This is a genomic window from Phormidesmis sp. 146-20, assembly GCF_052939475.1.
In genome coordinates this window covers 59,465-85,451 of record NZ_JBJPHT010000001.1, presented here as the reverse complement: position 1 = coordinate 85,451, position 25,987 = coordinate 59,465, and the positions used below count along the sequence as shown (strand labels likewise).

The window sequence follows — 25,987 nt, the reverse complement described above, 5'->3', positions numbered from 1 at the left end:
TGGTTAGAGCAGTGAACTACTTTTGCCCCGGTCGAGTATCGCCTAAATCGGAGGCTCCGACACCAAACTGGCCCGTTTCAAACCACTCAGATCTGACCAGCGACCACCAATCTGCCGTCAACCCGTCCGACACATAGTCATAAGGGAGCCAGCCGTATCCTCCCTCTCCCCAGGCGGTTCCCCAGGAATTGCGAATCAGGAGCGCCCCGATCGATTGTCGCCCATCTGCATTTTCAATGATTTTGCTATCGTCGTAGCCCACGGCAACCACGGCATGACCGCCCTCAACTTTATCGGCTTTGCCAGGATAGGGAATATAGCCCTTTCTCATATTGACATCGCTGTAGATAGAACTGTAAATCGTAAACCCAAACATACAGGGAAACCCAGCCACTAATGTGATTTGAATTTGAGTTAATAAGGCATATTTAGAAATCCCAGCATAGTCTAACCGAAAATATTTGAGAGCTTGATAGGTTTGGGCAAATGAGTAGCAAAAAGGCGAAGGATCTTCATCGGCACTATGTTCTGGATAAGACCAATATTCTTCAGGAGGAACGCCAAATAACACCATTGCTTTCATCGTTTCTCGAACCGAAGCGCCTGCGTCTCCTTGACGGTGCATCAAATCGCGAGTGACTTTGTAGAGAAACAAGGGAGACACATCCACATAGCGATCAAAGCTTCTTTTAGCAAAGTATTCAGTGAGGGCAACGCCAGCATGAGCAGTACAAGAATTGAGAGAACCCTGGTCTTCAATTTCAGAACACCAAAAGCTTAAATCCACAAATTCGGGTAAGAACAAATAGACTTTTTTATCTTCTTCTGAAGGTCGATCGAGGGGAATGTTATCACCAGGTAGCTGACGTTTCTCGATTTCTTGCTTGAGTTGTCTAGTGAGCGGAACTTGTAAATATTCTGAGCCTTTTTGTTCAGGTTTGAGGTCGATGATTTCTAACAGCTTTTTCTTAGGCTTACTCACACAATACTCAAAACTTTTAGGATTTTTATCATGGTTTAGCTTCCCACTTTCAATGTATTCATTCAGTTTGGTCTTCAGATCTGCGATCGATTTCAGCTTTTGAGGTGTTGCATTTTGAGGTGTTGCATAAAGGGCAGTCTGATTTGTAGGGTCGGTTGGTTCACTAGTGTATTCAGCAGTTGATTCACGATCAGATGAACCGGTTTGTGGACTGCTTGAATGGGACGAAATCCCTTCTAAAACTTGTTGAACTGCTTCAGAAATGACCTCTTGAAGCCTTGTTCTTTCAGAGGGCACGATCGGGGCTGTTCTTTCAGAGGGCACGATCGGGGCTAGACTGACCAACCTCGTTTGTTGATCAGAAGAACTTTGTGCTTGATTGATCTCTCTTTCAAATGTCTTAAAGCCTCTCTCTAACGCGATCTGCAAATTGCTCTGCTTGCCAAGTGGAGAGATGATCTGAGCGATCGCTTCTGCAATGGGACGAATGACTTGATAGAGTTTTTCGAGATCTTCGCTGTGAATTTTTTTGTAAACCTTTAGGTCGATCAGCTTTTTGCTGACAAATTCAAATACTTGAGGCGGCAGAGGCGCGGAAATGGCTTGCTCTCTTCTCTCAGCTTTGGGCGGCATTACAGGAAACAACACTTGAGTTAGCTGTTGCATGACAGACTGAAACGCTGCATTTTCCTTATTATAGGTTGCTTGATTGTCCTCAAAATATTTCTCTATTATTTGTTTTTCAGATTGTTCTTCAGATTGTGACTGTATCAGTTGAATAACTTTTTGTCTTCTGACCAATGCTTCACTGGAATCTAATTCTTTCTTTTCAGAAGACTTGCTTAAATAGGTCAAAAGGTTAAAAAGACTTTCTCGCTTCTTGAAGCTTTCATTTCTTTCATTTAAAGACTTAAGATATTCATCTATTGCTGAATGCTTAGAAGATTCTTCTGGTTTTGAAGGAGGATAGAGATAACCTTCGCTCGGCTCTTCAAGAGGCTTCTTTAGATCTAGGTGATCAAAAGTTGTTTTAAGCTCCTTAAAAAATTGAGGCAAATTGTTAGTTAATTCATCCTTTTTGACCTGCCATTGAGGGACGTGAGAAAGGACTTTACCTATGAAAGAACTCGTCAGTCCTTTTAGATAATAAATCGTCAAGTGGTTTGTAAGATAATTAATTTCGTTCCACTCACGACTCAACTGATTGATCGCGATAAGACGACTTAAATGCTTGAAGTAGTTAGAGCGGTCTTCGCCCAGCAACTCGATTACGGTTTTAGGCTGGTCTTCACTGAGTTGTGCCCATTTCTGAATCAGACTGTGCAGCCTGTCATTACCGCCTTCTAGCGCATCGACGACCTCCCGCAGGGCAATCATGGTATCGATATCAACGACTCCATCTCCATCTCCATCTCCATCTTCCACCAGATTTTTCTGACTTGCCTGAAACGCTCTAATTGCTGACTCAGCATCTTGATCAAACAGGGCATCGGTGACGGTTTCTGACTTGTACTCGATCGTGATCTCTAGCCCTTGAGATTTTTGTGAAATGCGCTGCAAGTAGTTCTTAATTAACAGCACTTCTGGCTCGACCATGCCCAACTTGAGAACTTTATGAATTCTCGCCACCTTGAAACTGACCTCGCCCAACACCCTCTTCTCAATCTCATCTGTGAGTTTAGTGAGTTCATTTTTTGATTGCTCTGGTGCCAAAAGTCTGAGCGCTTCAGTAAATTTGATGGTGATGTCTTCGATCGCGCTAGTGACTTGCTCTCGTCTGACTCGGCTGACAACTCCTTGAATCTCATCGGTTTCTAGCGTGTAATCTTTGACATCGGGATAATCTGGAATCCAGCCTGTTCCTTTTTTAGTCATGTTAGTTTCTCCCCTGATTGGTTGTTAGTTTAGATTATTTCTTGCCCAGGGCTTCAGATTGTGGACAAAGGTCTTTTCGAGCATCGGGATGAGTCTTGAGATAATCGCCAACCCAGGAGCAGCCGCGAGACAAAAATTCGTCTAAATTCAAGTTTGAAACGTCCCATAAAATCACGGTGCCATTGTTGCTAACAGAGGCGATTGTTTGTGCCTCTGGACTAAAACTCAGATCATTCACTTCAGCGCCTTGTCCGGTGAGCGTGATGAGCAGAGTGCCGTCTCGATTCCAGAGTTTCACCGTGTTGTCATTGCTGGCAGAGGCAATGATTTGTCCATCAGGGCTAAATCGGGCTGACCAAACGCCTGCCAGGTGCCCCGTCAGAGTTTTGAGGGGTTGTCCGTCTCGATTCCAGAGTTTCACCATGTTGTCGTCGCTGGCAGAGGCAATGATCTGACCATCGGGGCTAAAACTGACGTTGTAAACCGGGCCCTTGTGTCCTGTGAGGGTGTTGAGGAGTTGACCGTCCCGATTCCAAAGTCTCACCGTTCGGTCATCGCTGGCAGAGGCAATGACTTGACCATCGGGGCTAAATTCTGCATCCCATACCAGTCCACCATGCCCCTTGAGCGTTTTGATCTCGCGTCCCTTTCGGCTCCAAAGCTTTACCGTGTTTGATACCGCCGTTACCAGCGTTTGACCATCAGGACTAAAACTGACATCCCACACTTCACTGGACTGTGACTCAAAGCTAAAAATCTGCTTGCCTTGCCGATTCCAAAATCTTACCGTTCCGTCGTCACTGGCTGAGGCGATCGTCCCTCCATCGGGGCTAAAATTCACGCTTCTGACTTTCCCCTCGTGTCCGATTAGCGTTGATAGTAACTGTCCCGATCGATTCCACAGTTTGATCGTGTAGTCAGAACTGGCCGTCGCAAGTCGTTGACCATCTGGACTATAAACGACACCATTCACCGCATCACGATGACCTGTGAGCATGGTTAGCCAGGGAGAAGTCACCTGCCAGACGCGGGCGGTGTTGTCGTTGCTCGTAGAAATCAGCGTTGTGCTGTCGGGGCTAAAGCTGACGGCATTGACTCGGCTACTGTGCCCTTTGAGCGATCGCAGTTCTTGTCCGTTACTATCCCAAAGCTTGACGGTGTTATCTGCACTCGCCGTCGCAATCATTTTGCCATTGGGACTGAAACTGACACTGGTGACGCGATCGCGGTATCCGCTCAGGGTTTTTTGAAGTTCGCCCGTCTGCACGTTCCAGAGTTTGACCGTGTTGTCTTTGCTGGCAGTGGCAAGCGTCCGCCCATCAGGACTAAAACTGACGCTCAAAACCAAGTCAGTGTGACCTTTGAAAGTGCGTAATGGTTTGCCTTGCTGATTCCAGAGAATTGCGGTGCCATCATCGCTGACGGTGGCGATTGTTTGACCATTGGGGCTAAAACTCGCGCCGTTGACCTCCCCTTTGTGACCTTTGAGGCTGCGAATCAGTTTGCCCTTGAGCGTCCAGAGTTTGGCGGTCTGGTCTTGATGAGCCGTCACCAGCAATCGACCATCAGGGCTAAAATTGACGCTGTAGACGCGATCGTCCTTGCCCCCAAAGCTCTGAAGTGGTTTCCCATCTCGATTCCAGAGTTTGATTTTGCTGTCTAAGCTTACTGTTGCCAACGTTTGACCATCCGGACTAAAACTCACCCCCATAATGGCTTCTGTATGGCCTGTCAGGGTGTTGAGTAGCCGACCGTCACGGCTCCAAAGTCTTAGCAGGTTGTCATGAGAGCCTGTGGCGATTAGCGCTCCGCGCAACTCCGAAGGAACCGTTTGTCCGTCGGGACTCACCGCCACACTTTGCACAGCCGTCATGTGATTTAAATGGTTGCGCTCGGCCACCCAATGGATCGATTGCCCCAGTCGAGTCAACACGGTCGCCTGAAGGGAAGGATCTGCACCGCCAATCAGCTTCTTTAGATGATTTCCGGCATCCAGGGCTGTCAACAGGGGCGTAAATGAATTTTGATTCACCGCAAACTGTGCTTCAGAAAGCTGGCTCAGGGTGTCGATCTGGCCTTTTTCGGCTCTTTGATACTGAAGTCCTGCAAAGATCGCCAATCCCGATGCAACATAAGCGAGCGTCACCCCCAAAAACCGATTTCTTTGCAGCGCCGACTCCGCCCGCCGACTTTGCCCCAGATATTCTCGCTGAAGCAGGGTGCTGTATGGCTCTTTGTTGGCACCCAAAATCAGCCATTGTTCGGCGGACAGCAGATCGCGACCGCTCAACAGACAACTTTTGTCTCGGTTTTTTTGATCCCATTCGATCGCTCGTGTCAGCAGTCGAGTGTGTTCTCTGACATGTTCTAAATCGGTATCCAGGGCGAGACAGAGCGATGTGATCGCCTGATCAAAATTCTCACTTTCGCGAAAGAAGATCCAATTAAATTTGTTGAGATCAGCAGGAATCTCTGAGGTAGGAGTATCACGCCAGACGATCGGAATCAACCGTTTGCGAGACTCGATCGCCTGATTCAGTTCAACGAGACATTCTTGAGAGACGATCGCGTCGGGGCTAATCACAAACACAAAATTGTCTGCCTGATTGATGCCCGCAAAGATTTCCTGTCGCCAATCTGCGGCTAGAGGAATGTCATTCCAATCGACCCAAATGTCTCGATTTTGTTGTTTGAGTGCTTCACAGAGCCGTTTGACGAAGGCTAGATCTTTACGTGAGTAAGAAATAAACGCTTCAGTCATACACCCCCCCTAACGATCGCATTGGATGTTATGCAATTTACAACGTCTGAGAGAATTATTGACAGTTCTGTCTGCAATTTTGAACCAACAAAACGATGGAATTGATCAATCTCTTATTTTGTGAATCTCTCATTTTGTGGAATTGGGATCAGCCAAGAACCACCGATTTACAACCTGAGTTAATTTAATTTAATATTTTGTCTCATCTTATACCTCTTCAAGAAGATGAGTTGTGAACTAGGAGATTCGTATTATAGATTTCTCATCATGCTGATGACAGCATTTGATAGGATCTCAATTGCTTCTTTGGAGTGAAAATTCACTTTACTTAATCTTTTTAGTACGATCGAGCGAGGCAGTGCCAACAAGCTGCGATCGTCCACGCAATTCTATGGAAATCCTGGAATTTATTAGACAAAATCTTGCGAAGGTTTGGCGGCGGTCTTTACTCTTTCGAGTGATTACAGTCCTGTCTGCGTTTGGGTTGAGCGCGTTGCTGGTGATCTTACCTGCGATGTCTCAGCCAGTGGTTTTAACCTTTTTGATGAATGCGCCAGAAGTCGAACCTTTTCAGCCCATTATTCGAGAGTTTGAGCAACAAAATCCGGGAATTCGCCTCAATATGATCGAAGGCCCGAATGCATCAAACTTAATCGAAGACTTGAATACTTCAGCCTTTTTGTTGGGCGGATCACCCTACGATTTGCTCAATTTAGATGTGACCTGGGTGCCCAAATTTGCCGCAGCAGGCTGGCTTCGGGAGTTAGATGATCTCATCCCTGCTGAAGAATTAAAGCAATTTTTGCCGGGAGATATTAACGGCGGACGCTACAAAGATAAGCTCTATCGATTGCCCTGGCGGACAGATGTCGGGATGCTCTATTACCGAACTGATCTGCTTGATCAAGCCAATCTCAAGCCGCCCGAAACCTTTGCCGATTTGACCCAAGCCTCTAAAGCGTTACAGAAAGAAAATGCGGCTCGGTGGGGCTACGTTTGGCAGGGGCGACAGTATGAGGGTGTAGCAGCCATGTTTATCGAAGTGCTGCAAGGCAACGGAGGCTTCTGGGTTGACCCCAAAACTAATCAGGTCGGACTGGATCAGCCAAAAGCGATCGATGCCCTCAAGTTTCTCACCAGCACCATTCAGCAGGGCATTTCTCCCGGCGGAGTGATTACCTATCAAGAAGACGAAGCGCGTCGCCTGTTTCAAAGTGGCAACACCGTCTTTATGCGAAATTGGCCCTATGCCTGGGCGCTGTTGAATGCGGATGAGTCTCCGGTCAAGGGCAAAGTTGGCATCCGTCCGATGGTTCACGCTTCCGGATATGAGAGCGCTGCCTGTCAAGGAGGTTGGGGTTGGGGAATTGCCAGCACGACCAAGCATCCGCAAGAAGCCTGGAAAGTGGTGCAATATTTCACCAGTCCTGAAGTGCAGAAAAAGCTGATTTTGAACACGGGCTATTTACCCAGTCGGCGATCGCTCTATGATGACAAGGATCTGTTGGCTAAGTACGAATTTTTCCCGCTGGTTTTGCAGGTTTTAGATAATGCGGCTTTGCGCCCTCCGATCGCACAATATGCCCAAGCTTCTGACATTCTGCAACGCTATTTGAGTGCTGCGCTGTCGGGTCGGATGACTCCTGAAGATGCGATGAAATCGGCTGCTAATGAGACGCGCTCTTTATTGGGTGCAAATGCTTGAGGAGACGACTATGACACAAGACATTATTCGAGAACGAGAGCGACGAGCGGGCTGGTTTCTGACGGTTCCAGCGCTGTTAGTTTTAGCTCTGGTGTTTGCGTATCCGATTTTGCGGGCGTTTTGGCAGAGCTTGTTCGTCCAGAATTTGGGGAATCAGCTAAATCCTTCGTTTACTGGACTGACTAACTTCGGACGGATGGCGCAGGATGGGCGATTTTGGGGGACTTTATGGAACTCAGCCGTCTTCACGTTTTCGTCAGTTTTGCTAGAACTGGTGATCGGCATGGGAATCGCTCTAGTTTTGAATCAAACCTTTAAGGGGCGAGGGATTGTGAGAACGATCGCCATCCTTCCCTGGGCGTTACCGACCGCATTAATCGCGCTTGCCTGGACGTGGATCTTTAACGATCAATATGGGGTTGTCAATGACATTTTGTTGCGGTTGGGATTGATTCAGAATGGAATTAACTGGTTGGGTAATCCAACATTGGCGATGATATCTGTGATCGTTGCTGACGTATGGAAAACAACGCCTTTTATTAGCATTCTATTATTAGCGGGCTTGCAATCTATTCCCAGTGATTTGTACGAAGCGCAAGCGATCGATGGTGCGTCTCCCTGGCAGAGTTTTCGTCAAATCACGCTACCTTTATTGCTGCCTCAAGTTGTGATTGCGTTACTGTTCCGATTAGCGCAGGCCTTCGGAATCTTTGACTTGATCTCAGTCATGACGGGCGGTGGGCCAGGCGGCGCGACGGAAACGGTTTCACTTTACATTTACGCAACTGTGATGCGCTATCTCGATTTTGGATACGGTGCAGCGTTGGTAGTTGTGACATTTTTACTGTTGGTGTTGGTGGTCGCGATCGCTAGTTTCTTCTTAACGCGATCGAGAGCTAGAGCAGCCGGGGAGGTTTGATCCATGACTACTGTTTTTCCTGACCATATTAATCGCAAAACACCGTCGGGGTCGGGTCGGGCTTCATTGCGAAAGGTGATCTTGCCGTTGGCGGTTGCGTTCACCGTTTTGTTCTGTTTAGCTCCGATTTTGTGGCAACTGTTGACTTCGGTTAAGGTAAACGCTGACATCTCTGCTGTGCCAAATGTGTATTTCCCCAGTCGGTATACGCTGACTCACTATCAAGAGTTGTTTGCGCGTCGTCCGTTTTTTAATTACATTCTCAATAGCGCTTTGGTTTCGATTGCCTCTACCATTCTCGCTTTAGGATTGGGGGCACCTGCTGCGTATGCGCTGGCTCGATTAAAACTTCAAGGCGAACGTGTGATCCTTGCAGGTGTTTTGATCGTGACGTTGTTTCCTCCAATTCTATTATTTTTAGGATTGCTGGAGATTGTTCGCTTTTTGAACTTGGGCAATAATTATTTGGCGTTAATTGTTCCCTACACAGCAATCAATTTACCGTTGACAATTCTGGTTATGCGGAGTTTCTTTCAGCAATTGCCCAAGGATTTAGAAGATGCTGCAAGAGTCGATGGTTACAGCACTTGGCGGATGTTGCTTGAGATTGTTTTGCCGATGACGATTCCTGCGCTGGTGACCACTGGGATTCTCACCTTTATTTCTGCCTGGAATGAGTTCATTTTTGCGCTGACGTTTATCACTCGTGAAGAGATGAAAACTGTCCCCGTAGCAGGCGCACAACTGGGTGGAGCGTCCCCGTTTGAGATTCCGTTTGGGCCGATCGCCGCCGCCACCGTTTTAGGCACCATTCCGCTAGTTTTGCTGGTGTTGTTTTTCCAACGTCGAATTGTACAAGGTCTGACCGCAGGAGCCGTTAAAGGATAAAAGGATTAGAACCATGAAACCGATGCAAGACGAAAGAACGATCGACAGAAGACTTGAGATTGTAGATCTACGCAAGGCTTATAATCCCAAGGTTGTCCCGGTCAAAAACATTAGTTTGAGTGTTGGGCCGGGTGAGTTTTTGACGCTGTTGGGGCCGTCGGGCTGTGGAAAATCGACGATTCTTCGGTTGATTGCTGGGTTAGAACAGCCAACCAGTGGTCAGGTTTTGATTAACGGGCGAGATGTGAGCCGATTGGGGCCAGGCGATCGCAATATTGCAATGGTCTTCCAAAGTTATGCGCTTTATCCTCACATGACGGTGCGCGAAAATATTGCGTCTGGGATGAAGCTTCGCAAAACGCCTGCGGGAGAAATCCAGCAACGGATTCAGGAAGTGTCTGATTTCTTGGGACTGGACGAATTGATGGAACGCAAGCCAGGTCAGCTTTCTGGCGGTCAGCGTCAACGGGTTGCCGTCGCTCGGACTCTAGTACGCCGTCCGGATGTGTTTCTGTTAGATGAGCCGTTGAGTAACCTGGATGCATTGCTCAGAGAACACGTTCGGGCAGAACTCAAACAGCTATTTGGATCGCAAAATGCACCTGTCGTTTATGTGACGCACGACCAAACTGAGGCCATGACGCTCTCAACCAAAGTGGCAGTTTTGAACAATGGACATTTGCAGCAGTTTGACACACCAGAACGGATTTATACTCATCCCGCCAATCAGTTTGTCGCCGGATTTATTGGCAGTCCGCAGATGAACTTTTTGCGCGTTCCTTGTGAGGGTGGTAACGCGATCGTCGGCAGCACTCGTATCCCAATTCCGCAGGGAACTTCTGCTAAAGAAATCATTTTGGGTCTGCGTCCAGAACATGTGCATCTGTCGCGATCGAACGAAGAATCCGCCCTTAGAGGTCAAGTTTTCTTAGTTGAAAATCTAGGAATGCACAATCTGATCAGCATTAAAGTTGAGAATGCCAATCGTGAACCGATGACCATTCGAGCGCTCATGGAAATTCATCAAGGGATTAGCGTGGGCGACCCGGTTAAGCTGTCGATTCCGGTTGAAGAAATTCACTGGTTTGATGCGGCAACGGGCGATCGGATTACCAGCACAACGGCGAGGGAGATGGTTAGGGGATGAGGGATGAGGGATGAGGGATGAGGGATGAGGGATGAAAAAACTGTTCCGGTGGGCGGAGTGGGGTTTGACATCCCCCTTGTTTCTTTTTGTTGAAGGTTACGATTGGTCTGATTTTCTTCGCTGTCTGGTGAGAATGCTCATTACGTCTCCAAAGTTGGGCGCGGGAAGTAGAGGACTCCAGGCGCTAGGCTCTGCAAATCCTCGTGCATGTAGGTTTTGAATTGTCTCGGTTACACCCTCTGAAGAACCGATAATTAACACGCGCAGCGCTTCAAACTCATCAGACTGAGGAATGGCACTATCCGGTAAAAGATCCTGAAGTGGAACGCGAAACGAAGTCACTGTAAAACGGGAAATGGTATCGGGAAGCAAGCGAAATTGCAGCCATTCTAAAATTGCGTAAGCGTAATCGCACAGCCAAAAGCCAGCGTTCAACAGACGTTCTGCCATAATGGGTACTCCAATTTTAAGTTTCCGAAGAAACCCAAAAAACTAGCCGCCCCAACGAGCAGAACAAGTCGGAGCGGCTAAAGGAGTGTTAAAATCCTCCATTAGCCCTCTGGACTGGGTAAGTCAGTCTCGCGGGTTAGCTGCCCTCGGTTGCTCTAACAGCCTTGGGCGGCGACAGACTAGATTTTTTGGGCGATCGGACGACCTTCTCGCGACGAAAAAGCGTCCTTGATTTGAGAGAATATCTGGAATTTTGATTCTCGTCAAGTAGAGGCTGAAGTAATCTTGTAGTGAGTACTTTTGCTTAGGAATGAGAATTAAATAACTTCGACAATTGTAGAGTCTCGGAGCGCCCTCCTCACAAAGTGGGGCGAAGCCCTCGCCAACTCTTCTCCCGAAGGAAAAGGGGGCTAGAGTCTGGTTCCCTCTCCTTGGGGAGCTACCGTGTACACACAAGTCCGGAATCGCTTCGTTTCAAGCGGCTTCAGCCCCCTAAATCTCCCAATCTGGGGGACTTTGACCCAGAGAGATTGCCTAGCATTCAAAGTCCCCCAATTTTGGGGGATTTAGGGGGCGAAGGGTCTCGGCAATGACGGATCAATCAACTTGTGTGTACACGGTAGCCTTGGGGAGAGGGCTAGGGTGAGGGTGAAATTTCGGAGTTATTTAAGCCATGATCCTTATTGATATCCCGCCGCTTGCAGTCCAAACAGATAGGCGTAGCGTCCTTTGGCTTCTACTAAGTCGCTGTGGGTGCCTTGTTCGACGATTTCGCCTGCCGACAGCACCATGATTTTGTCCGCCATTCTGACCGTAGAGAAGCGGTGAGAAATCAAAATTGCCATCTGGTTGGGGGTCATGGCGCGAAAGCGATCGAAGATTTGCACTTCTGATTCGGCATCCATTGCGGAGGTCGGCTCGTCTAAGATCAACAGGTCGGCGCTGGTTCGCATGAATGCCCGTGAGAGCGCGACTTTTTGCCACTGTCCGCCCGAAAGTTCGCGTCCGCTTTTGAACCATCGTCCCAGGCGAGTTTGGAAGCCTTCAGGCATTTCTTGGATGAATGGGAGCGCATTGCCTTTGTCGGCGGCCTGATGCCAGCGATCGCTATCTTCCAGATGAACGACATCACCAACGCCAACGTTTTCGCCAACGCTAAATTGATACCGCATGAAGTTTTGAAAGATCACGCCGATGCGTTTTTGTAGAACGTCAACATCCCAGATTTGTAAATCCAAGCCGTCGAGCAAAATTCGCCCAGAGTCAGGGGTATAGAGTCGAGTCAGTAGTTTAATCAGCGTTGTTTTACCGGAACCATTTTCACCCACGATCGCCAGCTTTTCTCCTGGCTTGAGATGAAAGGTTACGTCGTCGATCGCTCGTTTTTCTTGACCGGGATAGGTGAAGCTGACATTCTCAAATCGCAGCCCATCACCAGGTATCGTGCCCTGGGTGGAAAGTCCTTGAGGATGAGGAATTTTTTGTTCTAAAAACTCGTACAGATTCGAGAGATACAAACTATCTTCATACATACCGCCAATCGAACTCAATATCGACGCAAACGCAGATTGACCCTGACGGAATACGACAAGATACATGGTTAATTCACCCAGGGTAATGCGACCGAGAATGGTTTCGATCACAATCCAGACATACGCGCCATAAAAGGCAGTTGTACTAACGAGACTGAGCAGATAACTCCAAACCCCTCGCCGAATGGTCAGATCGCGGTCTTCGCCAAATAGCCGATTAAAAATAGCGTGGTAGCGATCGAGCAGCGTTTCGCCCAACTGATAGAGCTTAATTTCCATCGCAGGAGCTTCGTTAGTAATCAGCCATTCCAGATAATTTTGTTCTCTCGATTCAGGCGTTCTCCAGCGAAACAACCGGAAGGCTTCACCCGCAAATCGAGTCTCCGCCACAAATGCCGGAATCGCTGTCACCATCAACGCCACCACCGCCCAAATCGAAAATCGAATCAGCAAACCGCCATAGGTAATCAGCGTCAACCCTTCCTGAACGATTCCAAAAGTCCGCCCCACCAGACTCAACGGACGACTGGAAGCTTCGCGTCTGGCGCGGGTCATCTTGTCGTAAAATTCAGAGTCCTCAAAGTGAGCCATATCCAGCGTCAAAGCCTTTTCGAGAATCAGCACGTTGACCTTTTGACCGAGCAGCACCCGCAACAAGGATTGACACAAAGCAAGTCCCTGTCTGCTTCCTGCCAAAATTGCGACAGTGATGGCTTCAAGTCCAAGGTAATTAAGTGCTGTCCAGCGCCCCCTTGCGGGTATCTCGAAAAGATCGCTTTCTGTCCCCGATTGAGAAGCGACGACAACAGAATCGACAATCAGTTTTCCAGTGTAAGCGACTACGGCAGGTAATAGTCCTGCGATCAGCGTCAGGAACGCTAAAAGAATAGTTAATTGGCGGTTGGTTGTCCAGACTAGCTCGATCGCTCGTCCACAGTATTGAAAAATTGAGAGAGATTGAGATGCGCTCTGTAACAAGCGTCTGAGTTGTTGTCTGTAATACATTCTTCCAGGATAGCGTTTGCCTTCAATCGTGAGGTCGGGGAATGAAAAATCGGGGCAATCGAGGCTGGTTCAGCAGTTTATACCAGAGATGCTCATAACTTGCGGTCATGGCTTCGACGGTAAAGTGACTGACTGCTTTTTTTCTGGCTTGTTGTCCCAGTCGAATTCGCAAACGTGGATCATCTCGCAATCGTCGGAGTGAATTTACTAATCCATTAACGTCATTTTTTTCGATCAGCATTCCTGTTTCACCATCGGTAATCGCTTCAGGCATACTTCCGACACGAGTGGCAATCACAGGGATTCCAGCTAACATTGCTTCGACCATTGCTAAGGGGAATCCTTCCGATCGAGAAGGCAGCGCCACGACATCGAATTGAGGCAGGTAAGCACGAGGATTTTCAACCCATCCCGGTAGTGTGACTCGATCGCCAATCCCCAATTCTGCTGCCAACTGTTCTAATGAGTTGCGCTGATCGCCTTCGCCTAAAATGACGACTTGGGTGTTTTCGACTTGAGCGATCGCTCTCAGCAAAATGTCATGTGCCTTCATCGCATCCAGTCGTCCAATACTGCCCACGATCATCGGTTTTCTCTGAGGTAGCGGCTTCGGTTCGCCCAAATCAGGCACCCCATTGGGAATCGAAATTACGCTATGACGACCCAGCGCATAAAAGTCCTCCATTTTTCGTGAACTCGCCTCCCCGACCGCAACGTGGGCATCGACTCTCAGAGACAGAAACCGAGTCCGCCACAGGGCGATCGCATCCGTCGTTCTCAAAGGCAACTGATCCACGCGAATCACACGAGCGTATGGAAGCAACAACGCAGCACTTAACGCCGTTAAACACGCCCAGGGAGTACAAAGATTAATGTGAATAATATCGGGACGTAATCGATTAAATGTTAGAAGATGATCCAGAAAGTTATCAGACAAGCAAATTCTAGAAGATTGAGAGCGACGATCAGCGATCGCATTTACAACCAACGACGAAACGCCCACAACGGTGATCTCAATCTTCTCAGACGCGGTTGCAACCAAATGACCCAAACTGATCTCAGCCCCTCCAATACCAGCCGAATCGGTATAAACCACTACTCGCAAAGGACGATTTAACATTAGATAATGGCAGTAGAAGCGACCTTAGAACGTTTTGACAACACAGATTGATATACTTTAATATGAGAATCTGCAATGCTAGACCAATCAAATCGTTGACTAAATTGATACCCACTAACACTAAGCTGATTTCTCAGCTCAAAATCACAAAGCAGATTGAGTAATGCATCAGATAACTGAGCAATATTGCGGGGAGCAACCGCTCTCACATTCGGCAAATCACTACGATCAACACAAGTCACAATCACAGGCAATTGGTGCGCCATCAACGCCAGCAGAGAGCCACTTTTGAGCGTGACCCCATGATTAAAAGGCAGTACCCCAATGTCAGAAGCCGTGAGGTAATGAGAAGCCGTATCCGCATCCAAATAGCCCGTCATGTGAACGTGATTTTTTAGATCGAGTTGAGCGATCGTATCCTCTAATTTTTGCCAATAGTTTTGAGCATCACTGCCCCACAGCGCCAAACTCTCAACCCCGCCAATCAACACCAATCGCGCTTCAGGCTGAGTGACCAAAACCTTTTTGAAAGCGGGTAATAACGTTTCTAATCCTTTAACGGGATGCAGAAATCCAAAGAAAGCAATGACTTTTGAATGCTCTGTCCACTGACAAGCCTGCAATAACTGCTGACGAGCGATCGAGCGCGCAACCTTCGCCACTTCAACATTGACCCCAATGGGAATTCGATGAGTTTGAATATGTGGTAAACGCTCACTAATGACTCGTTCTGCATCTACAGTCGTGGTAACAATTATATCGCTTTGAGTGATCAAAAAGCCATCTTCACGATCCCACCAGCCCCGTTTCTGCCCCGATGTCTTCAACCATTCAACCAGCGATGTGGGAATCCATTTCAGCTGCCATTCCCACCAGCCATACTCATGAATGGTTGTTACGATCGGAGAGTGCCACCTCGACAGCCTCAACAGCAGTGGTAGTAGGAAGATGGCCCGATCGAATCCATAAGTTCCCGCAGCGTGTTGAATGTGTAAGATATCCGCCTGAGTTTGGTGAATCGCTCGAATTAAGGGAATCAGATTGCTGATATTCCAATCCTTTACAACACCTCGAATTGTCGAATCAGTTCCCGCCTCATGAGTGGTCAAAACGATCGTTTCGATTCCCCGTTCAGTCAGCGCATTTCTCAAGCGATCGGTATAGTGGGCCACGCCACAGCGATCGGGTTTGTAAGTGCCAGCAATTAGCGCAATCCGGGTCATTCTCTAGAGCGTTGTCGTTCAACTTTCGTTCATCTTATTGTGTCGGATGCATTGAGATTGCCAATCTACTTTTCGGTAGAATATTTTGCATTTTTCTGATGAGCATTGACTTTTGTAAACGTAAATTTCTAATACAAATCTTCAGTTAGAGAGAGGAGAAACCGTATCATAAGCTACAGAATAAATTTTATCGCGTTCTACAAACTTCTCGAAAACGAGGCTTTAAAAGGGCGCAACCCTGACGCTACAAAGGATCGTGTTATGCCACTAGAATCAAACTTTTGTGCCATCAATCCCTCATCCCGCGCTTGGGAAGCACTTCGAGGTCGATCGGTTAGCTGTTCTCCCAGATCTACGCCCTCAATGTGGGTGAGATTGCTTAACCCGCCCACTGCATTCAGCTTTGATGAAGCGTGGCTCCTCTGCCAATCTGCCGAAAACCACTGGTTAGCCTGGATTCCCGACTACGGCGAAATCTTGCTGCACACCGACGAATTTTGCAGCCTGACAGAAGATTAAACCACCGATTAAAAAGCCCTCAAACCCTGTGTCAATGACGCACTCAATTTTTACATCTAAGGGCAATGTACTCGCGGATATGATCTGCAACTTGCTCCTGCAAATCATCGAGCAGAGATTTGAGCATTTTGACGATCGTCGTAATAGCGGAAGACATAAGCTCAGGAGTCGTAAGTAATCTGGGGCAATACTTGAGAGTCATTTGTTGATTTTAAGTAGATAGGTTGCACCTGGAGAATGTAGATTTCTGTCTACTAAATTCCACAAAACTTACTGAAGTGTACTAAAACTTAGATGGGTAGAGCATTTGAGATGGCTTTGATCCTCGACCTACAACCCCAACTGTTACACGAGGATCTTGAGACGTTGATGTATATGACGCGATCGGAGTCCTACGACTTTCAGACATCGCTTGATGATTCTTTTTTCACCGCATGTGATCAAGGATTTGATGATGAATGGAGACGAATCATTGCCAACAATCAGCATCGGATGGGAGAGGAATCTTTCTCCGAGACTTATAACCAGACTCGTCGAAGCGTTTTTCTTAACAACCAGTTGTGTTTTCGTATTCTGATTGATGATGATACATACGACAACACCTGGTGGGCGTTTTCAGAGTGGCTATTTTCAATTAGCACTAGTGAAGGATTAGTCGGCTATCTTTTGGATGTTCTGGATTTAACACGCACGGAGCCTGACCTAATCTATTTTGAGAAAGCAGGGATGACTACGATGACTACCCGATCGGTCAAAAATTGCACGATTCCCAATTCTCTGATGCACTCTATTAACGAGTTGCTAGGAGGTTCTGATAGATGAGTTTTTGCGCGAAAGTAACTAGGTCAAATGAACTTCCATACAAACCAACAATGTGGCATGATTGGCGATAGAGTCATCGAATAAGGAATATGTCTACTTATCAAGAGATTCGCCGCGAAGTTAAAAATCTTAATCCCGATGAGCAACTCCGTCTGCTAGAAGAGTTGGCTGCAATGGTGCGTCGCCGTATGCTGGTAAAACCGAAACGTAGCATTGTGGAACTAGAAGGCTTAGGAAAAGAAACTTGGCAGGGAATTGATGCTCAAGAATACGTTAACCAGGAACGTGATTCATGGGATGGCTGACTCAGCTACAAGGTAAAGTTGTTGGTTTAGATACGGCACTACTCATCTATTTGATTGAGCAAAATGAGACATATTTAAAGGTTGTTCGTACCTTTTTTCAAGCAATGAGCCGGGGTGATTTTCAAGTCGTGACATCTACATTGACTTTGACAGAGGTGCTGGTTCATCCACTTCGGGCGGGCAATATAGAACTTGTTGAACAGTACCGCGATATTATTCTTGATCAAGAAAGTCTAACCACAGTATCTATCTCTGCTGAGATTGCCGAAGTTGCGGCCCAGTTGAGAGCAACACGTAATTTGAGAACTCCAGACGCAATTCAGGTTGCAACTGCTATACGAGAAGGTGCTACGTTTTTCTTAACGAATGATAGGCGCTTAAGTACTGTCCCAGATTTAGAAGTTTTAGTTTTGAATGAGCTTCTGAGTAAATAGACACTCAACTGGAACGTTAATCTGGAGTTCTAAAGAGCATGAAATCACGCTTCAAATCACGCTTGTCTTTTTGGTTGAGTCGTCCTTTAAGAAAAACATTATCTGGACTGCAAACTCAACAGGCTGATCTCGCAGATCTTTACTTTTGTTATCGACTTTTGTTAGGGCGAAAAGCAGACGCAGAAGGGTGGCAGGCGTGGTCTAAAAATGTCGCTTCAGGAATATCGATCGACGAGCTTGTCAAAGGCTTTTTAGAGTCTCAAGAATTTCGCAAAAAGCAGACGCTCAGATCAAAAGATCGCATTGTGACGAATGATTTTGTTCTCTATGTCGATCCGAATGATTCTCCGGTTGCAAATACAATTTCTCAACATCATTCTCAAGATCATTTCCAACAAAAGTATGAACCTCATGTAACAACAACTCTGCAAAATATTTTGCAACCTGATCATGTTTTTGTCGATGTGGGGTGCAATATTGGCTGGTTTGTTTTAGTCGCAGCTTGTAAATTGAAAAAGGGGAAAGTAATTGGATTTGAGCCAAACCAAAATTGCCTACAACTTCTCTATCGCAGCCTTCATGAAAATGAGTTTGAGAATGTGGTGATCTTTCCGTATGCGGCAACGGATAAACATAAGCTCTTGCAACTGAGTGGTCATGCTGCTTATGGATTTGTTCATTCAGTTGATGAGTCTGATGCTGACTATGTGCAAGGAGTGGCGATCGAGACTCTACTCCAGCACGAACCCAAAATTGATGTTGTAAAAATGGATATCGAAGGTCATGAACCGATCGCTCTTCAAGGCATGACAGAAACTTTGCATAAACACAAACCGATCGTCATTTCTGAGTTTCATCCCAAGTTGATTCAATCTTCTGGAAACGGGCAGCCTCAAGAATATTTAGACACACTTGCCAGGTTGGGATATCAACTTTCGGTGATTGAGCTTTCTGGCAATTTAAAAGCAATGAATGAGCCATCTGAGGTGATGAATTATTGGCATCAGATTAACCAAAAATTCGGAACCGGAGATACGATGCATCTGGATATCTTGGCAACCGCGATCGTTTAATTAAAGATTAGGTCGAGCCTTTCTTGAGACGATTTGAGCGATTGATCGGGAGAACTGCGTCCCATTAACGTGGCTTCGATCGCTCGTCCTAAGTTATCTGAGATGCGATTGTAACCCGGAAAAATTGGGCGCGATCGTCCATACTTTGCTTGATTTAAAAACACATCGACGGCGGGCTGTTTGGCCTTGAATTCCTGGTAAGCAGCACTCTCGCGAGATTTTAGATTGATGGGCAAATAGCCAGTGCCGATCGCCCATTCGGTTTGAAAGGCTTCGCTCATCACGTATTCGGCGAAGGTGAAGGCGGCTCGTTCTCGATCAGGTGTCGATTTAAAGAGAAACAGATTTTCGCCCCCGATCGCCGTTGCCTGTCGAGTTCCCGATGGAATGGGCATCACGCCAAAATCCGTTTTCGTCGCTTGCAGTTGTCCCAGTGTCCAGGGCCCGGAAATCTGCATGGCCACTTTGCCTGCCAAAAAGCCATCCAACTCATAGCCGCGCTCTGGTTGCGAAAGAATAGCCGAACCGTCTTGAATCAAGTCACGCCAAAATTGCAGCGCTGCGATCGCGCCTTTATTGACGATCGTCACATCCTCTTTGATGACCGAACCTGTGTTGTCGGGAGTACCCGATTGAACTGCTGTTTTCTCAATCAACTCGCCGCCACCGCTCCACATAAACGGCAACCACGTAAAGACGCTCCATTCCCCTTTGCCCAATGGCAGCAGCATTCCGTGTTGATCAACTCGTCCGTCGCTGTCGGTGTCACGAGTTAGCCGCCTCGCCACCTGACGAAACTCATCCCACGTCTGCGGTAGCTCCGTAATGCCCGCCGCCTTGAACAAACTAGGACGATAATAAATCCCGACATTGTTGGTGCTAAAAGGAATCGACCAATTTTGTCCCTGATAATTCATCGTTTCAAAAAGGGCGCGATCGAGTTCTCCTTTGAGTGGTGAAGTCGCGAGAAAATCATCCAACGGGCGCAGCGCATCCAATTCGACCAACTGACCTGTCAACATGGGCGCAAACCAAAGCATATCCGGGGCAGCATTTCCCACCACAGCCGCGAGAATTTTGGGCATTTGCTGATCGCCCTGACCCACGTAAATCGACTCAACTTGAATATCAGAATGCTGCTGATTAAACTTGTCCACCAGCTTTTGCAAAACATCTCGATTGGGAGGCGGATTCACCCCTTGCCAAAGCGTGAGTTGAATTGCAGAGGATTGTAAAGCTGAATGACCCTCGCAGCTCGTCAGCAGTAAGCTCAAAAATAAGCAAGCAACCAACCCAATCAACCAACGCTGCATGATTTGAATCATTGTTTTGAATCCCTCGCCCGCACCAATCTCTATCTTACGGGAGTCAGTTTAGCGCTCGATCGCTTCGATAATCTAAATATCTCACTATTTGGAAAGATTTTCTGATGAGAAAACTGCTTTCTGGTCTTTCAGTTTTGGCGTTGATGCTGTTGGCTGGCTGTCGATCGACGCAAAAAGATGCAGCGATCGAAATTACTTTAAGCGGCTGGCAAAGCAATCCGGCTGAGTCACGACTATTAGAACAGGTGATTGATCAATTTGAGAAAAAATACCCTAATATTCAAGTCAAGCGAGAAGTCATCAACAGTCAATATATGGATGTGATCAAAACTCGTTTGATTGGAGACGTGGCTCCAGATGTATTTTATTTAGATTCATTTGAAGCTCCTTTACTGATGAAATATGAAGTACTAGAGCCGTTAAATTTGTATATTACACCTGAACATAATATCAAAGATTTTGAATCATCTTTAATGAATGCTTTTAAGCAAAATGACAAAATCTATGGTATTCCTAAAGACTTTTCCACACTCGCTCTTTTCTATAATCAAGCTGCTCTTTCTCAAGCAAACATTGCGCCTCCTAAAACCTGGAATGAATTAATTCAAAAGTCTAAAAGACTGACGATCGACCAAAATAAGGACGGCAGAATTGATCAATATGGAATGGGAGTCGCTCCAGAACTTGCAAGGCAGTCTTTTATGATCAAAGCTTTTGGTGGCAAGCTAGTAGATCAGAAAAACTACGCTGCATTCGCCGCCCCAGAAGGCTTGAAAGGATTGCAATTAGTGGTAGACCAGTATCGAAACGATCGCTCTGCCGCTCAACCGTCTGATGTAGGAGCAAACTCGAATAGTGAGGGATTTGGACAAGGGAAAATCGTGATGGCGATCGAGGGTGCCTGGGCAATTCCCTACTTTCGAGAAACCTTTCCTAACTTAAAGTTTGCGACCGCAGAAGTGCCGACAATTAATGGTAAAAAAGGCACAATGGCGTACACGGTTGCCTATGTGATGAATCGCCAATCAAAACACAAAGAAGCTGCCTGGAAACTGATCGAATATTTGACCAGCCCAGAAGGAATGAAAGCATCAGGTAATCAGGGGTTTGCATTGCCATCGCGTCGATCGGTCTTAACCGAGTTGGGATACGATCGCGATCCGCTTTATGCGCCTCTAGTCGCCGGAGCCAAATACGCCACTATCTGGCAAGCAGGCGAAACTTTACCCACAATTCTCACCAATTTTGACAATCAATTCATTAGCGCTTTGTTAGGAGAGCAATCATTACCCGATGCGATGAGAAAAGCTCAAGATACCGCAAATCGAGAAATTTATTTATCAAACTAGTGATGCTAAAAAAACACTTCTGGAACAAACAAAGTTCGAGAGAAGGCGTGACGGGCTATGTTTTTATGATGCCTACGATCGTCATTTTAGGTATCTTTTTAGTCTTACCGATTCTCTACACGATCGTACTCGCATTTCACAGAGTTCAACTTTTGGGTGAGGTGAGTTACCGATTTAATGGATTGAGAAATTTTGTACGAATGGGAAGCGATGAGCGAGTCTGGATCGCTTTACAAAATACGGTTGAATATGTGGCGATCGTCGTTCCAATTCAGACGCTACTTGCCCTTAGTTTAGCTTTAGCATTGAATACAAAAATTAAAGGAAAAAGTTGGTTTCGGGTAGCCTTCTTTTTACCAACCGTAACTTCTTCAGCCGTCCTGACACTGATTTTTATGTGGATTTATAATACGAATGGCTTACTAAATAGCTTCCTTGGCTTATTCGGAATTTCTGCGTACAACTGGCTAGGCGATCCAGAAGTGGCGCTCAAGGGAATCATGATCATGAACATTTGGTCAACGGCACCGCTGTTTATGGTGATTTATCTAGCAGCCCTTCAAGATATTCCAGAAAGTTTATATGAGGCAGCCGTGATTGATGGCGCGACACCCTGGGAAAAGTTTTGGTGCATCACACTTCCCTTTTTGAAACCTGTTACTTTTTTTGTGATTGTAATGGGAGTAATTGGGACGTTTCAATTATTTGATCAGTCTTATATCTTCTCTAATGGCTCAGGCGGGCCGAATAATGCAACCTTGACGATCGTGCTTCTAATCTACCAATACGCCTTCAAAAACTTGGATATGGGCTACGCATTAGCGCTGACGTTAATGTTAGCTTTTGTGATTATGAGTGTGACTTTAATTCAAAGAACGCTGTTCAAAGAAGAAAGCTTAGATTAGGTGAAAAAATGATGCGATCGCTAAGGTCAAACTGGCTTCTCTATGTAGGATTAGTCCTCTACACGGTGATCACGTTCATTCCATTCACCTGGGCGTTGTCTGCCTCGTTCAAGTCGTTGGCAGAGATCTCGGCGGGGGGCGCTAACTTTATCCCACAGGAGTTTACGATCGAGAATTATCAGAAAATCTTCACACAAGAGCCTTTATTTGGAAGATGGCTCTTCAACAGTGTCTTAGTAGCAGTGATTGTAACAACCTTCAATCTACTATTTAATTCAATGTCGGGATATGCCCTAGCGAGAATTCATTTTCCGGGTAGAAAATGGTGGTTTTTTCTGATTTTGGCGGTCTTAGTAGTCCCCGGTCAGATTACATTACTCCCCAAGTTTTTGATTTTAAAATCCTTCGGATGGCTTAATTCTTATCAAGGATTAATTGTTCCCACTTTAGTCAATGCCACCTTTATTTTTATGATGCGTCAGTTCTTTCTCAACTTTCCCAAAGAATTAGAAGAAGCGGCCGCATTGGATGGATTAAACCGTTTTGAAACCTTTTTTCAAGTCGTTTTACCGCTTGCAAAACCTGCTTTAGCAGCTCAAACAATTTTCATTTTCATGAGTTCCTGGAACGAATTTCTCTTACCGCTTGTCGTCATGTCTAACCCAGAAATGTTCACGCTACCGTTAGGGCTAAATGCTTTTAAGGGGGAATATATTACTTATTGGAACTACATCATGGCCGCCTCAATGGTGTTTACCCTTCCCGCTCTGGCAATCTACGCCTTTTTTAATCGCTACTTTATTCAAGGAGTCACCTTTACAGGCGGAAAATAAGAACCCTTTGATCGCAATTTTTGTCTATTCTATAAATCGAGCGACTTTCTTACATTTTCAATCAGGCATTCTCAATCAGGTATGGCAGGACATAGCAAATGGGCAAACATCAAGCGGCAAAAAGCCAGAGTAGATGCTGTCAAAGGGAAAGTGTTTACCAAAATCTCACGGGAAATCATCGTCGCTGCGCGGAGTGGCGTTCCTGATCCAGCCAGCAACTTTCAACTGAGAACGGCGATCGACAAAGCCAAAGCCGCAGGCATTCCCAATGACAACATCGATCGCGCGATCGCCAAAGGTGCAGGCAAACTCGGCTCAGACGCACCGTTGGAAGCGATCCGCTACGAAGGATATGGGTCAGGGGGAGTCGCTGTCTTAATCGAAGCCCTGACTGACAACCGCAACCGCACTGCCGCCGAACTACGGATCTCCTTTAGCAAAAATGGCGGCAACCTGGGCGAAATAGGCTGTGTCGGCTGGATGTTTGAGCAAAAAGGCGTGGTAGAGGTTTCCTTCGCGCTACAAAAATCGAGCCGAGGGCGCGACTCCTTGCGGGTAACTCAGAGAGATCGTTCCCCTCACCCAGAACCTCTCAACGAAGATGAATTTCTCGAAGCCTGCCTCGAAGGAGGAGCCGAAACCTACGACCTGATTGACACCGAAGACGGAAAAGTTGCCGAAGTTTTCACGCAGGTCGAAAATCTCGAAACCTTGAGCCAAACCCTCAAAACCAAACACTACACTGTCACTCAAGTCGAACTGCGCTGGATTCCGCAAAACACGATGGAGGTCACCGATCCAGACCAGGCACGATCGCTCCTCAAACTGATGGAGGCGCTCGAAGACCTCGACGACGTTCAGAGCGTCACCGCAAACTTTGAGATGGCAGACGACCTGATCGCCCTGAGCATCGTGTAGACCTGCAAAAGAAAATCCCCGGAGCAACCAGGATGCCCCCATCCAAGCTGTCTCCGAGGAGTCTGTGCTCTATTCGTCTACTAGGATAGGCTTCCTTTCCCAGGTTCCCCTTCCTCCAAGTGGGTGGACTTATCAGGTGATAGTTAGTTATGAATCGACAGAACTCTCAGTTTCATCGATCGCAACCCTAAATCGCAGAATTAATTGTGCAGTCGATCGCGTTCACCGCCTTACTGCAATGAGAAGAACGATCGCGTCGTCATCGCTGGTTGTTTTAACTATCTGTCACATCTTTAACGTGAATTCGATGAGAGTTTTTTCGCTTCGTTGTTCACGGCTTCTGCCCCCCAAGCTGCCAATTTTGGCGGACTTTCAGAGAGGAATTCTGGTTCCAAGTCCCTCACTCGTGGGGGATTTAGGAGGCGTGCCTGGATCTAAAAGCGAAGCGAAGCGTTCATCGAACTGACGTATCTTTAAATGGATATCAACAGTTCTATTGCGCCAAGTTTGCAAAAAAAATTCCTCAAAGAAACCTGGGATGCCCCCATCCAAACTTTCTCTGAGGAGTCTGTGCTCTATTCATTTACTAGAATATAGTTCCAAACAGGCTTTCACCTCCTCCAGAAGGGTCGCCTGACTGGGTGATTTGGACTATCTAAGGCGCAACTTTAGAACTGTCAGTGCCCAATAGTTCGGCGATCGCTTGGTGCTCGGCGGGGGGATGAGAGGGCAGTTGTTGACGCGCATCAGTAATCAGCCAGTCAAGAGAAGCGGCTTGTACGTCGATCGTGGCACCCGTCTTATCAACGCAATACCGACCATAAACCAGCTTATCGACTAACCGAACGCCCGGCCCAAGCCGAGAATATTCAAAAATCACGCTGTTATCGACGGTTGCCCCACTACAGACCCAGCAGTTTGGCCCAATCATCGTCGGCCCAACAATCTTCGCCCCATCCTCGATACAGGTCATGCTGCCAATATAGACTGGGCCCTGAATGTCAACTTTGTCCCAATTGACCGAGACATTTAGCCCCGTGTAAATCCCTGGAGCAACTTCATGCCCTGGAATCGCCACATTTTTGACTTCACCCTTCAAGACGCTGCGAATCGCGTGCCAGTAGTCAGGGACTTTGCCAATATCAACCCATTCAAAATCCATCGGCAACCCATAAAAGGGCGCATTCATCTCCACCAGTTTGGGAAAAAGCTCTCCCCCAATGTCGTATTCTTGCCCCGATGGAATGTAGTCCAGGATTTCGGGTTCAAAAATATAGATCCCAGTGTTGATATTGGTGCTGAGGGCTTCTTCGATCGACGGTTTTTCCTGAAAGGCTTTGATCTTGCCGTCTTCGTCGGTCACCACTACTCCATAGCTCGGCACTTCTTCGAGGGGAACGGTTTTCATAATCACGGTGGCGATCGATCCCTTCTCTCGGTGCCACTTCACCGCAGCCGTCAAGTCCAGGTCGATCAAAGCGTCGCCACAGAGCACCACAAAGGTATCGTCAAAAAACGGGGAGAAATCCTGAATCTTTTTCATGCCGCCCGCCGAACCGACCGCCTCGCCAACCAGTTCGCCATCGACAATTCGCCCTTCAAACGAGTAGCCAATCTGCACCCCAAAGCGCTGCCCGTCTCGAAAATAGCTTTCGATCTCGTAGGCTAAGTGGCTCACATTTACCATGATTTCGTCAAACCCGTGTTGACGAAGCAACTCAAGCAGAAACTCCATCACAGGCTTTTGCAGAATGGGAATCATGGGCTTGGGAGTCGTATACGTAATCGGACGAACCCGCGTACCCTTCCCGGCCGCCAGAATCATGGCTTTCATAGATCGTTTTCTCTCAACCCTACACCATCAAAATGCAATCAGAAATCTCGCGATCGAGGTCTC

At 47.0% G+C, this 25,987-nt stretch carries 21 protein-coding genes; 13 read left to right on the top strand and 8 right to left on the bottom strand.

The annotated features are described in order from the left end of the window. Window positions 1-16 precede the first annotated feature (16 nt). Both ACKFKH_RS00375 and ACKFKH_RS00370 read right to left on the bottom strand, forming a co-directional pair. Window positions 17-2,857, bottom strand: coding sequence for a C1 family peptidase (locus ACKFKH_RS00375; protein ID WP_446856230.1), 2,841 nt, complete (start codon window positions 2,855-2,857; stop codon window positions 17-19). 34 nt (window positions 2,858-2,891) lie between these two features. After that, on the bottom strand, window positions 2,892-5,618 hold the full coding sequence (locus tag ACKFKH_RS00370; RefSeq protein WP_446856229.1) for a WD40 domain-containing protein: 2,727 nt from the start codon (window positions 5,616-5,618) through the stop codon (window positions 2,892-2,894). Window positions 5,619-6,009: 391 nt separating this feature from the next. On the opposite strand from ACKFKH_RS00370, the gene ACKFKH_RS00365 reads away from it, so the two are divergent. From ACKFKH_RS00365 to ACKFKH_RS00350, 4 genes are read left to right on the top strand one after another with little or no spacing between them, the layout of a single operon-like run. Next, a complete protein-coding gene (locus ACKFKH_RS00365; RefSeq protein WP_446856228.1) occupies window positions 6,010-7,323 on the top strand; it encodes an ABC transporter substrate-binding protein in 1,314 nt (437 codons plus the stop codon). A gap of 10 nt (window positions 7,324-7,333) precedes the next feature. Beyond that, window positions 7,334-8,242 carry a carbohydrate ABC transporter permease gene (locus tag ACKFKH_RS00360; RefSeq protein ID WP_446856227.1) on the top strand — a complete coding sequence of 303 codons (909 nt, stop codon included), beginning with the start codon at window positions 7,334-7,336 and terminating at the stop codon, window positions 8,240-8,242. 3 nt (window positions 8,243-8,245) lie between these two features. Beyond that, window positions 8,246-9,130 carry a carbohydrate ABC transporter permease gene (locus tag ACKFKH_RS00355; RefSeq protein ID WP_446856226.1) on the top strand — a complete coding sequence of 295 codons (885 nt, stop codon included), beginning with the start codon at window positions 8,246-8,248 and terminating at the stop codon, window positions 9,128-9,130. 13 nt (window positions 9,131-9,143) lie between these two features. After that, complete coding sequence (locus ACKFKH_RS00350) at window positions 9,144-10,277, top strand: ABC transporter ATP-binding protein (RefSeq protein WP_446856225.1); 1,134 nt, start codon at window positions 9,144-9,146, stop codon at window positions 10,275-10,277. Window positions 10,278-10,373: 96 nt separating this feature from the next. On the opposite strand, the gene ACKFKH_RS00345 is transcribed toward ACKFKH_RS00350, so the two are convergent. The 4 genes from ACKFKH_RS00345 to ACKFKH_RS00330 form a co-directional block, all read right to left on the bottom strand. Further along, the gene (locus ACKFKH_RS00345; protein WP_446856224.1) at window positions 10,374-10,727 is read right to left on the bottom strand and encodes a hypothetical protein; all 354 of its coding nucleotides are present in this window, start codon (window positions 10,725-10,727) and stop codon (window positions 10,374-10,376) included. A 680-nt stretch (window positions 10,728-11,407) separates the two neighbouring features. After that, a complete protein-coding gene (locus tag ACKFKH_RS00340) occupies window positions 11,408-13,264 on the bottom strand; it encodes an ABC transporter ATP-binding protein (protein ID WP_446856223.1) in 1,857 nt (618 codons plus the stop codon). A gap of 22 nt (window positions 13,265-13,286) precedes the next feature. Continuing rightward, complete coding sequence (locus tag ACKFKH_RS00335; protein WP_446856222.1) at window positions 13,287-14,384, bottom strand: glycosyltransferase; 1,098 nt, start codon at window positions 14,382-14,384, stop codon at window positions 13,287-13,289. Then, window positions 14,384-15,607 carry a glycosyltransferase gene (locus ACKFKH_RS00330; protein ID WP_446856221.1) on the bottom strand — a complete coding sequence of 408 codons (1,224 nt, stop codon included), beginning with the start codon at window positions 15,605-15,607 and terminating at the stop codon, window positions 14,384-14,386. The genes ACKFKH_RS00335 and ACKFKH_RS00330 overlap by 1 nt, the downstream gene beginning before the upstream one ends. A gap of 261 nt (window positions 15,608-15,868) precedes the next feature. Between ACKFKH_RS00330 and ACKFKH_RS00325 the strand changes: the two genes are divergently transcribed. The 5 genes from ACKFKH_RS00325 to ACKFKH_RS00305 all read left to right on the top strand — a co-directional run bounded on the left by ACKFKH_RS00325 (window position 15,869) and on the right by ACKFKH_RS00305 (window position 18,760). Beyond that, window positions 15,869-16,126: a hypothetical protein gene (locus ACKFKH_RS00325; RefSeq protein ID WP_446856220.1), complete on the top strand. Its 258-nt coding sequence runs from the start codon at window positions 15,869-15,871 to the stop codon at window positions 16,124-16,126. Between the two features lie 312 nt (window positions 16,127-16,438). Next, the gene (locus ACKFKH_RS00320; protein ID WP_446856219.1) at window positions 16,439-16,948 is read left to right on the top strand and encodes a hypothetical protein; all 510 of its coding nucleotides are present in this window, start codon (window positions 16,439-16,441) and stop codon (window positions 16,946-16,948) included. Between the two features lie 89 nt (window positions 16,949-17,037). Then, a complete protein-coding gene (locus ACKFKH_RS00315) occupies window positions 17,038-17,253 on the top strand; it encodes a hypothetical protein (RefSeq protein WP_446856218.1) in 216 nt (71 codons plus the stop codon). Continuing rightward, window positions 17,241-17,687: a type II toxin-antitoxin system VapC family toxin gene (locus tag ACKFKH_RS00310; RefSeq protein ID WP_446856217.1), complete on the top strand. Its 447-nt coding sequence runs from the start codon at window positions 17,241-17,243 to the stop codon at window positions 17,685-17,687. Before ACKFKH_RS00315 ends, ACKFKH_RS00310 begins: the two co-directional genes overlap by 13 nt. 38 nt (window positions 17,688-17,725) lie before the next feature. Further along, window positions 17,726-18,760, top strand: a complete 1,035-nt coding sequence (locus ACKFKH_RS00305; RefSeq protein WP_446856216.1) for an FkbM family methyltransferase — start codon at window positions 17,726-17,728, stop codon at window positions 18,758-18,760. Here ACKFKH_RS00305 and ACKFKH_RS00300 read toward each other — a convergent pair. Then, window positions 18,757-20,085, bottom strand: a complete 1,329-nt coding sequence (locus tag ACKFKH_RS00300; protein WP_446856215.1) for an ABC transporter substrate-binding protein — start codon at window positions 20,083-20,085, stop codon at window positions 18,757-18,759. The two genes, ACKFKH_RS00305 and ACKFKH_RS00300, sit on opposite strands and share 4 nt — an antisense overlap. Window positions 20,086-20,189: 104 nt before the next feature. Between ACKFKH_RS00300 and ACKFKH_RS00295 the strand changes: the two genes are divergently transcribed. From ACKFKH_RS00295 to ACKFKH_RS00280, 4 genes are all read left to right on the top strand, one after another. Continuing rightward, on the top strand, window positions 20,190-21,434 hold the full coding sequence (locus ACKFKH_RS00295; protein WP_446856214.1) for an ABC transporter substrate-binding protein: 1,245 nt from the start codon (window positions 20,190-20,192) through the stop codon (window positions 21,432-21,434). A gap of 2 nt (window positions 21,435-21,436) precedes the next feature. Continuing rightward, the gene (locus ACKFKH_RS00290) at window positions 21,437-22,339 is read left to right on the top strand and encodes a carbohydrate ABC transporter permease (protein ID WP_446856213.1); all 903 of its coding nucleotides are present in this window, start codon (window positions 21,437-21,439) and stop codon (window positions 22,337-22,339) included. Between the two features lie 8 nt (window positions 22,340-22,347). Beyond that, window positions 22,348-23,172, top strand: coding sequence for a carbohydrate ABC transporter permease (locus ACKFKH_RS00285; protein ID WP_446856212.1), 825 nt, complete (start codon window positions 22,348-22,350; stop codon window positions 23,170-23,172). Window positions 23,173-23,253: 81 nt separating this feature from the next. Beyond that, on the top strand, window positions 23,254-24,090 hold the full coding sequence (locus tag ACKFKH_RS00280) for a YebC/PmpR family DNA-binding transcriptional regulator (RefSeq protein WP_446856211.1): 837 nt from the start codon (window positions 23,254-23,256) through the stop codon (window positions 24,088-24,090). A 655-nt stretch (window positions 24,091-24,745) separates the two neighbouring features. On the opposite strand, the gene ACKFKH_RS00275 is transcribed toward ACKFKH_RS00280, so the two are convergent. Beyond that, the gene (locus ACKFKH_RS00275) at window positions 24,746-25,924 is read right to left on the bottom strand and encodes a sugar phosphate nucleotidyltransferase (protein WP_446856210.1); all 1,179 of its coding nucleotides are present in this window, start codon (window positions 25,922-25,924) and stop codon (window positions 24,746-24,748) included. Window positions 25,925-25,987: the final 63 nt, after the last annotated feature.

Coding starts and splice junctions, on each gene's coding strand:
- ACKFKH_RS00355 (WP_446856226.1), top strand. CDS start 8,246: ATGACTACTGTTTTTCCTGACCATATTAATCGCAAAACACCGTCGGGG.
- ACKFKH_RS00325 (WP_446856220.1), top strand. CDS start 15,869: ATGCCACTAGAATCAAACTTTTGTGCCATCAATCCCTCATCCCGCGCT.
- ACKFKH_RS00345 (WP_446856224.1), bottom strand. CDS start 10,727: ATGGCAGAACGTCTGTTGAACGCTGGCTTTTGGCTGTGCGATTACGCT.
- ACKFKH_RS00285 (WP_446856212.1), top strand. CDS start 22,348: ATGATGCGATCGCTAAGGTCAAACTGGCTTCTCTATGTAGGATTAGTC.
- ACKFKH_RS00375 (WP_446856230.1), bottom strand. CDS start 2,857: ATGACTAAAAAAGGAACAGGCTGGATTCCAGATTATCCCGATGTCAAA.
- ACKFKH_RS00305 (WP_446856216.1), top strand. CDS start 17,726: ATGAAATCACGCTTCAAATCACGCTTGTCTTTTTGGTTGAGTCGTCCT.
- ACKFKH_RS00295 (WP_446856214.1), top strand. CDS start 20,190: ATGAGAAAACTGCTTTCTGGTCTTTCAGTTTTGGCGTTGATGCTGTTG.
- ACKFKH_RS00370 (WP_446856229.1), bottom strand. CDS start 5,618: ATGACTGAAGCGTTTATTTCTTACTCACGTAAAGATCTAGCCTTCGTC.
- ACKFKH_RS00350 (WP_446856225.1), top strand. CDS start 9,144: ATGAAACCGATGCAAGACGAAAGAACGATCGACAGAAGACTTGAGATT.
- ACKFKH_RS00315 (WP_446856218.1), top strand. CDS start 17,038: ATGTCTACTTATCAAGAGATTCGCCGCGAAGTTAAAAATCTTAATCCC.
- ACKFKH_RS00310 (WP_446856217.1), top strand. CDS start 17,241: ATGGGATGGCTGACTCAGCTACAAGGTAAAGTTGTTGGTTTAGATACG.
- ACKFKH_RS00340 (WP_446856223.1), bottom strand. CDS start 13,264: ATGTATTACAGACAACAACTCAGACGCTTGTTACAGAGCGCATCTCAA.
- ACKFKH_RS00280 (WP_446856211.1), top strand. CDS start 23,254: ATGGCAGGACATAGCAAATGGGCAAACATCAAGCGGCAAAAAGCCAGA.
- ACKFKH_RS00290 (WP_446856213.1), top strand. CDS start 21,437: ATGCTAAAAAAACACTTCTGGAACAAACAAAGTTCGAGAGAAGGCGTG.
- ACKFKH_RS00275 (WP_446856210.1), bottom strand. CDS start 25,924: ATGAAAGCCATGATTCTGGCGGCCGGGAAGGGTACGCGGGTTCGTCCG.
- ACKFKH_RS00335 (WP_446856222.1), bottom strand. CDS start 14,384: ATGTTAAATCGTCCTTTGCGAGTAGTGGTTTATACCGATTCGGCTGGT.
- ACKFKH_RS00300 (WP_446856215.1), bottom strand. CDS start 20,085: ATGATTCAAATCATGCAGCGTTGGTTGATTGGGTTGGTTGCTTGCTTA.
- ACKFKH_RS00320 (WP_446856219.1), top strand. CDS start 16,439: ATGGCTTTGATCCTCGACCTACAACCCCAACTGTTACACGAGGATCTT.
- ACKFKH_RS00365 (WP_446856228.1), top strand. CDS start 6,010: ATGGAAATCCTGGAATTTATTAGACAAAATCTTGCGAAGGTTTGGCGG.
- ACKFKH_RS00330 (WP_446856221.1), bottom strand. CDS start 15,607: ATGACCCGGATTGCGCTAATTGCTGGCACTTACAAACCCGATCGCTGT.
- ACKFKH_RS00360 (WP_446856227.1), top strand. CDS start 7,334: ATGACACAAGACATTATTCGAGAACGAGAGCGACGAGCGGGCTGGTTT.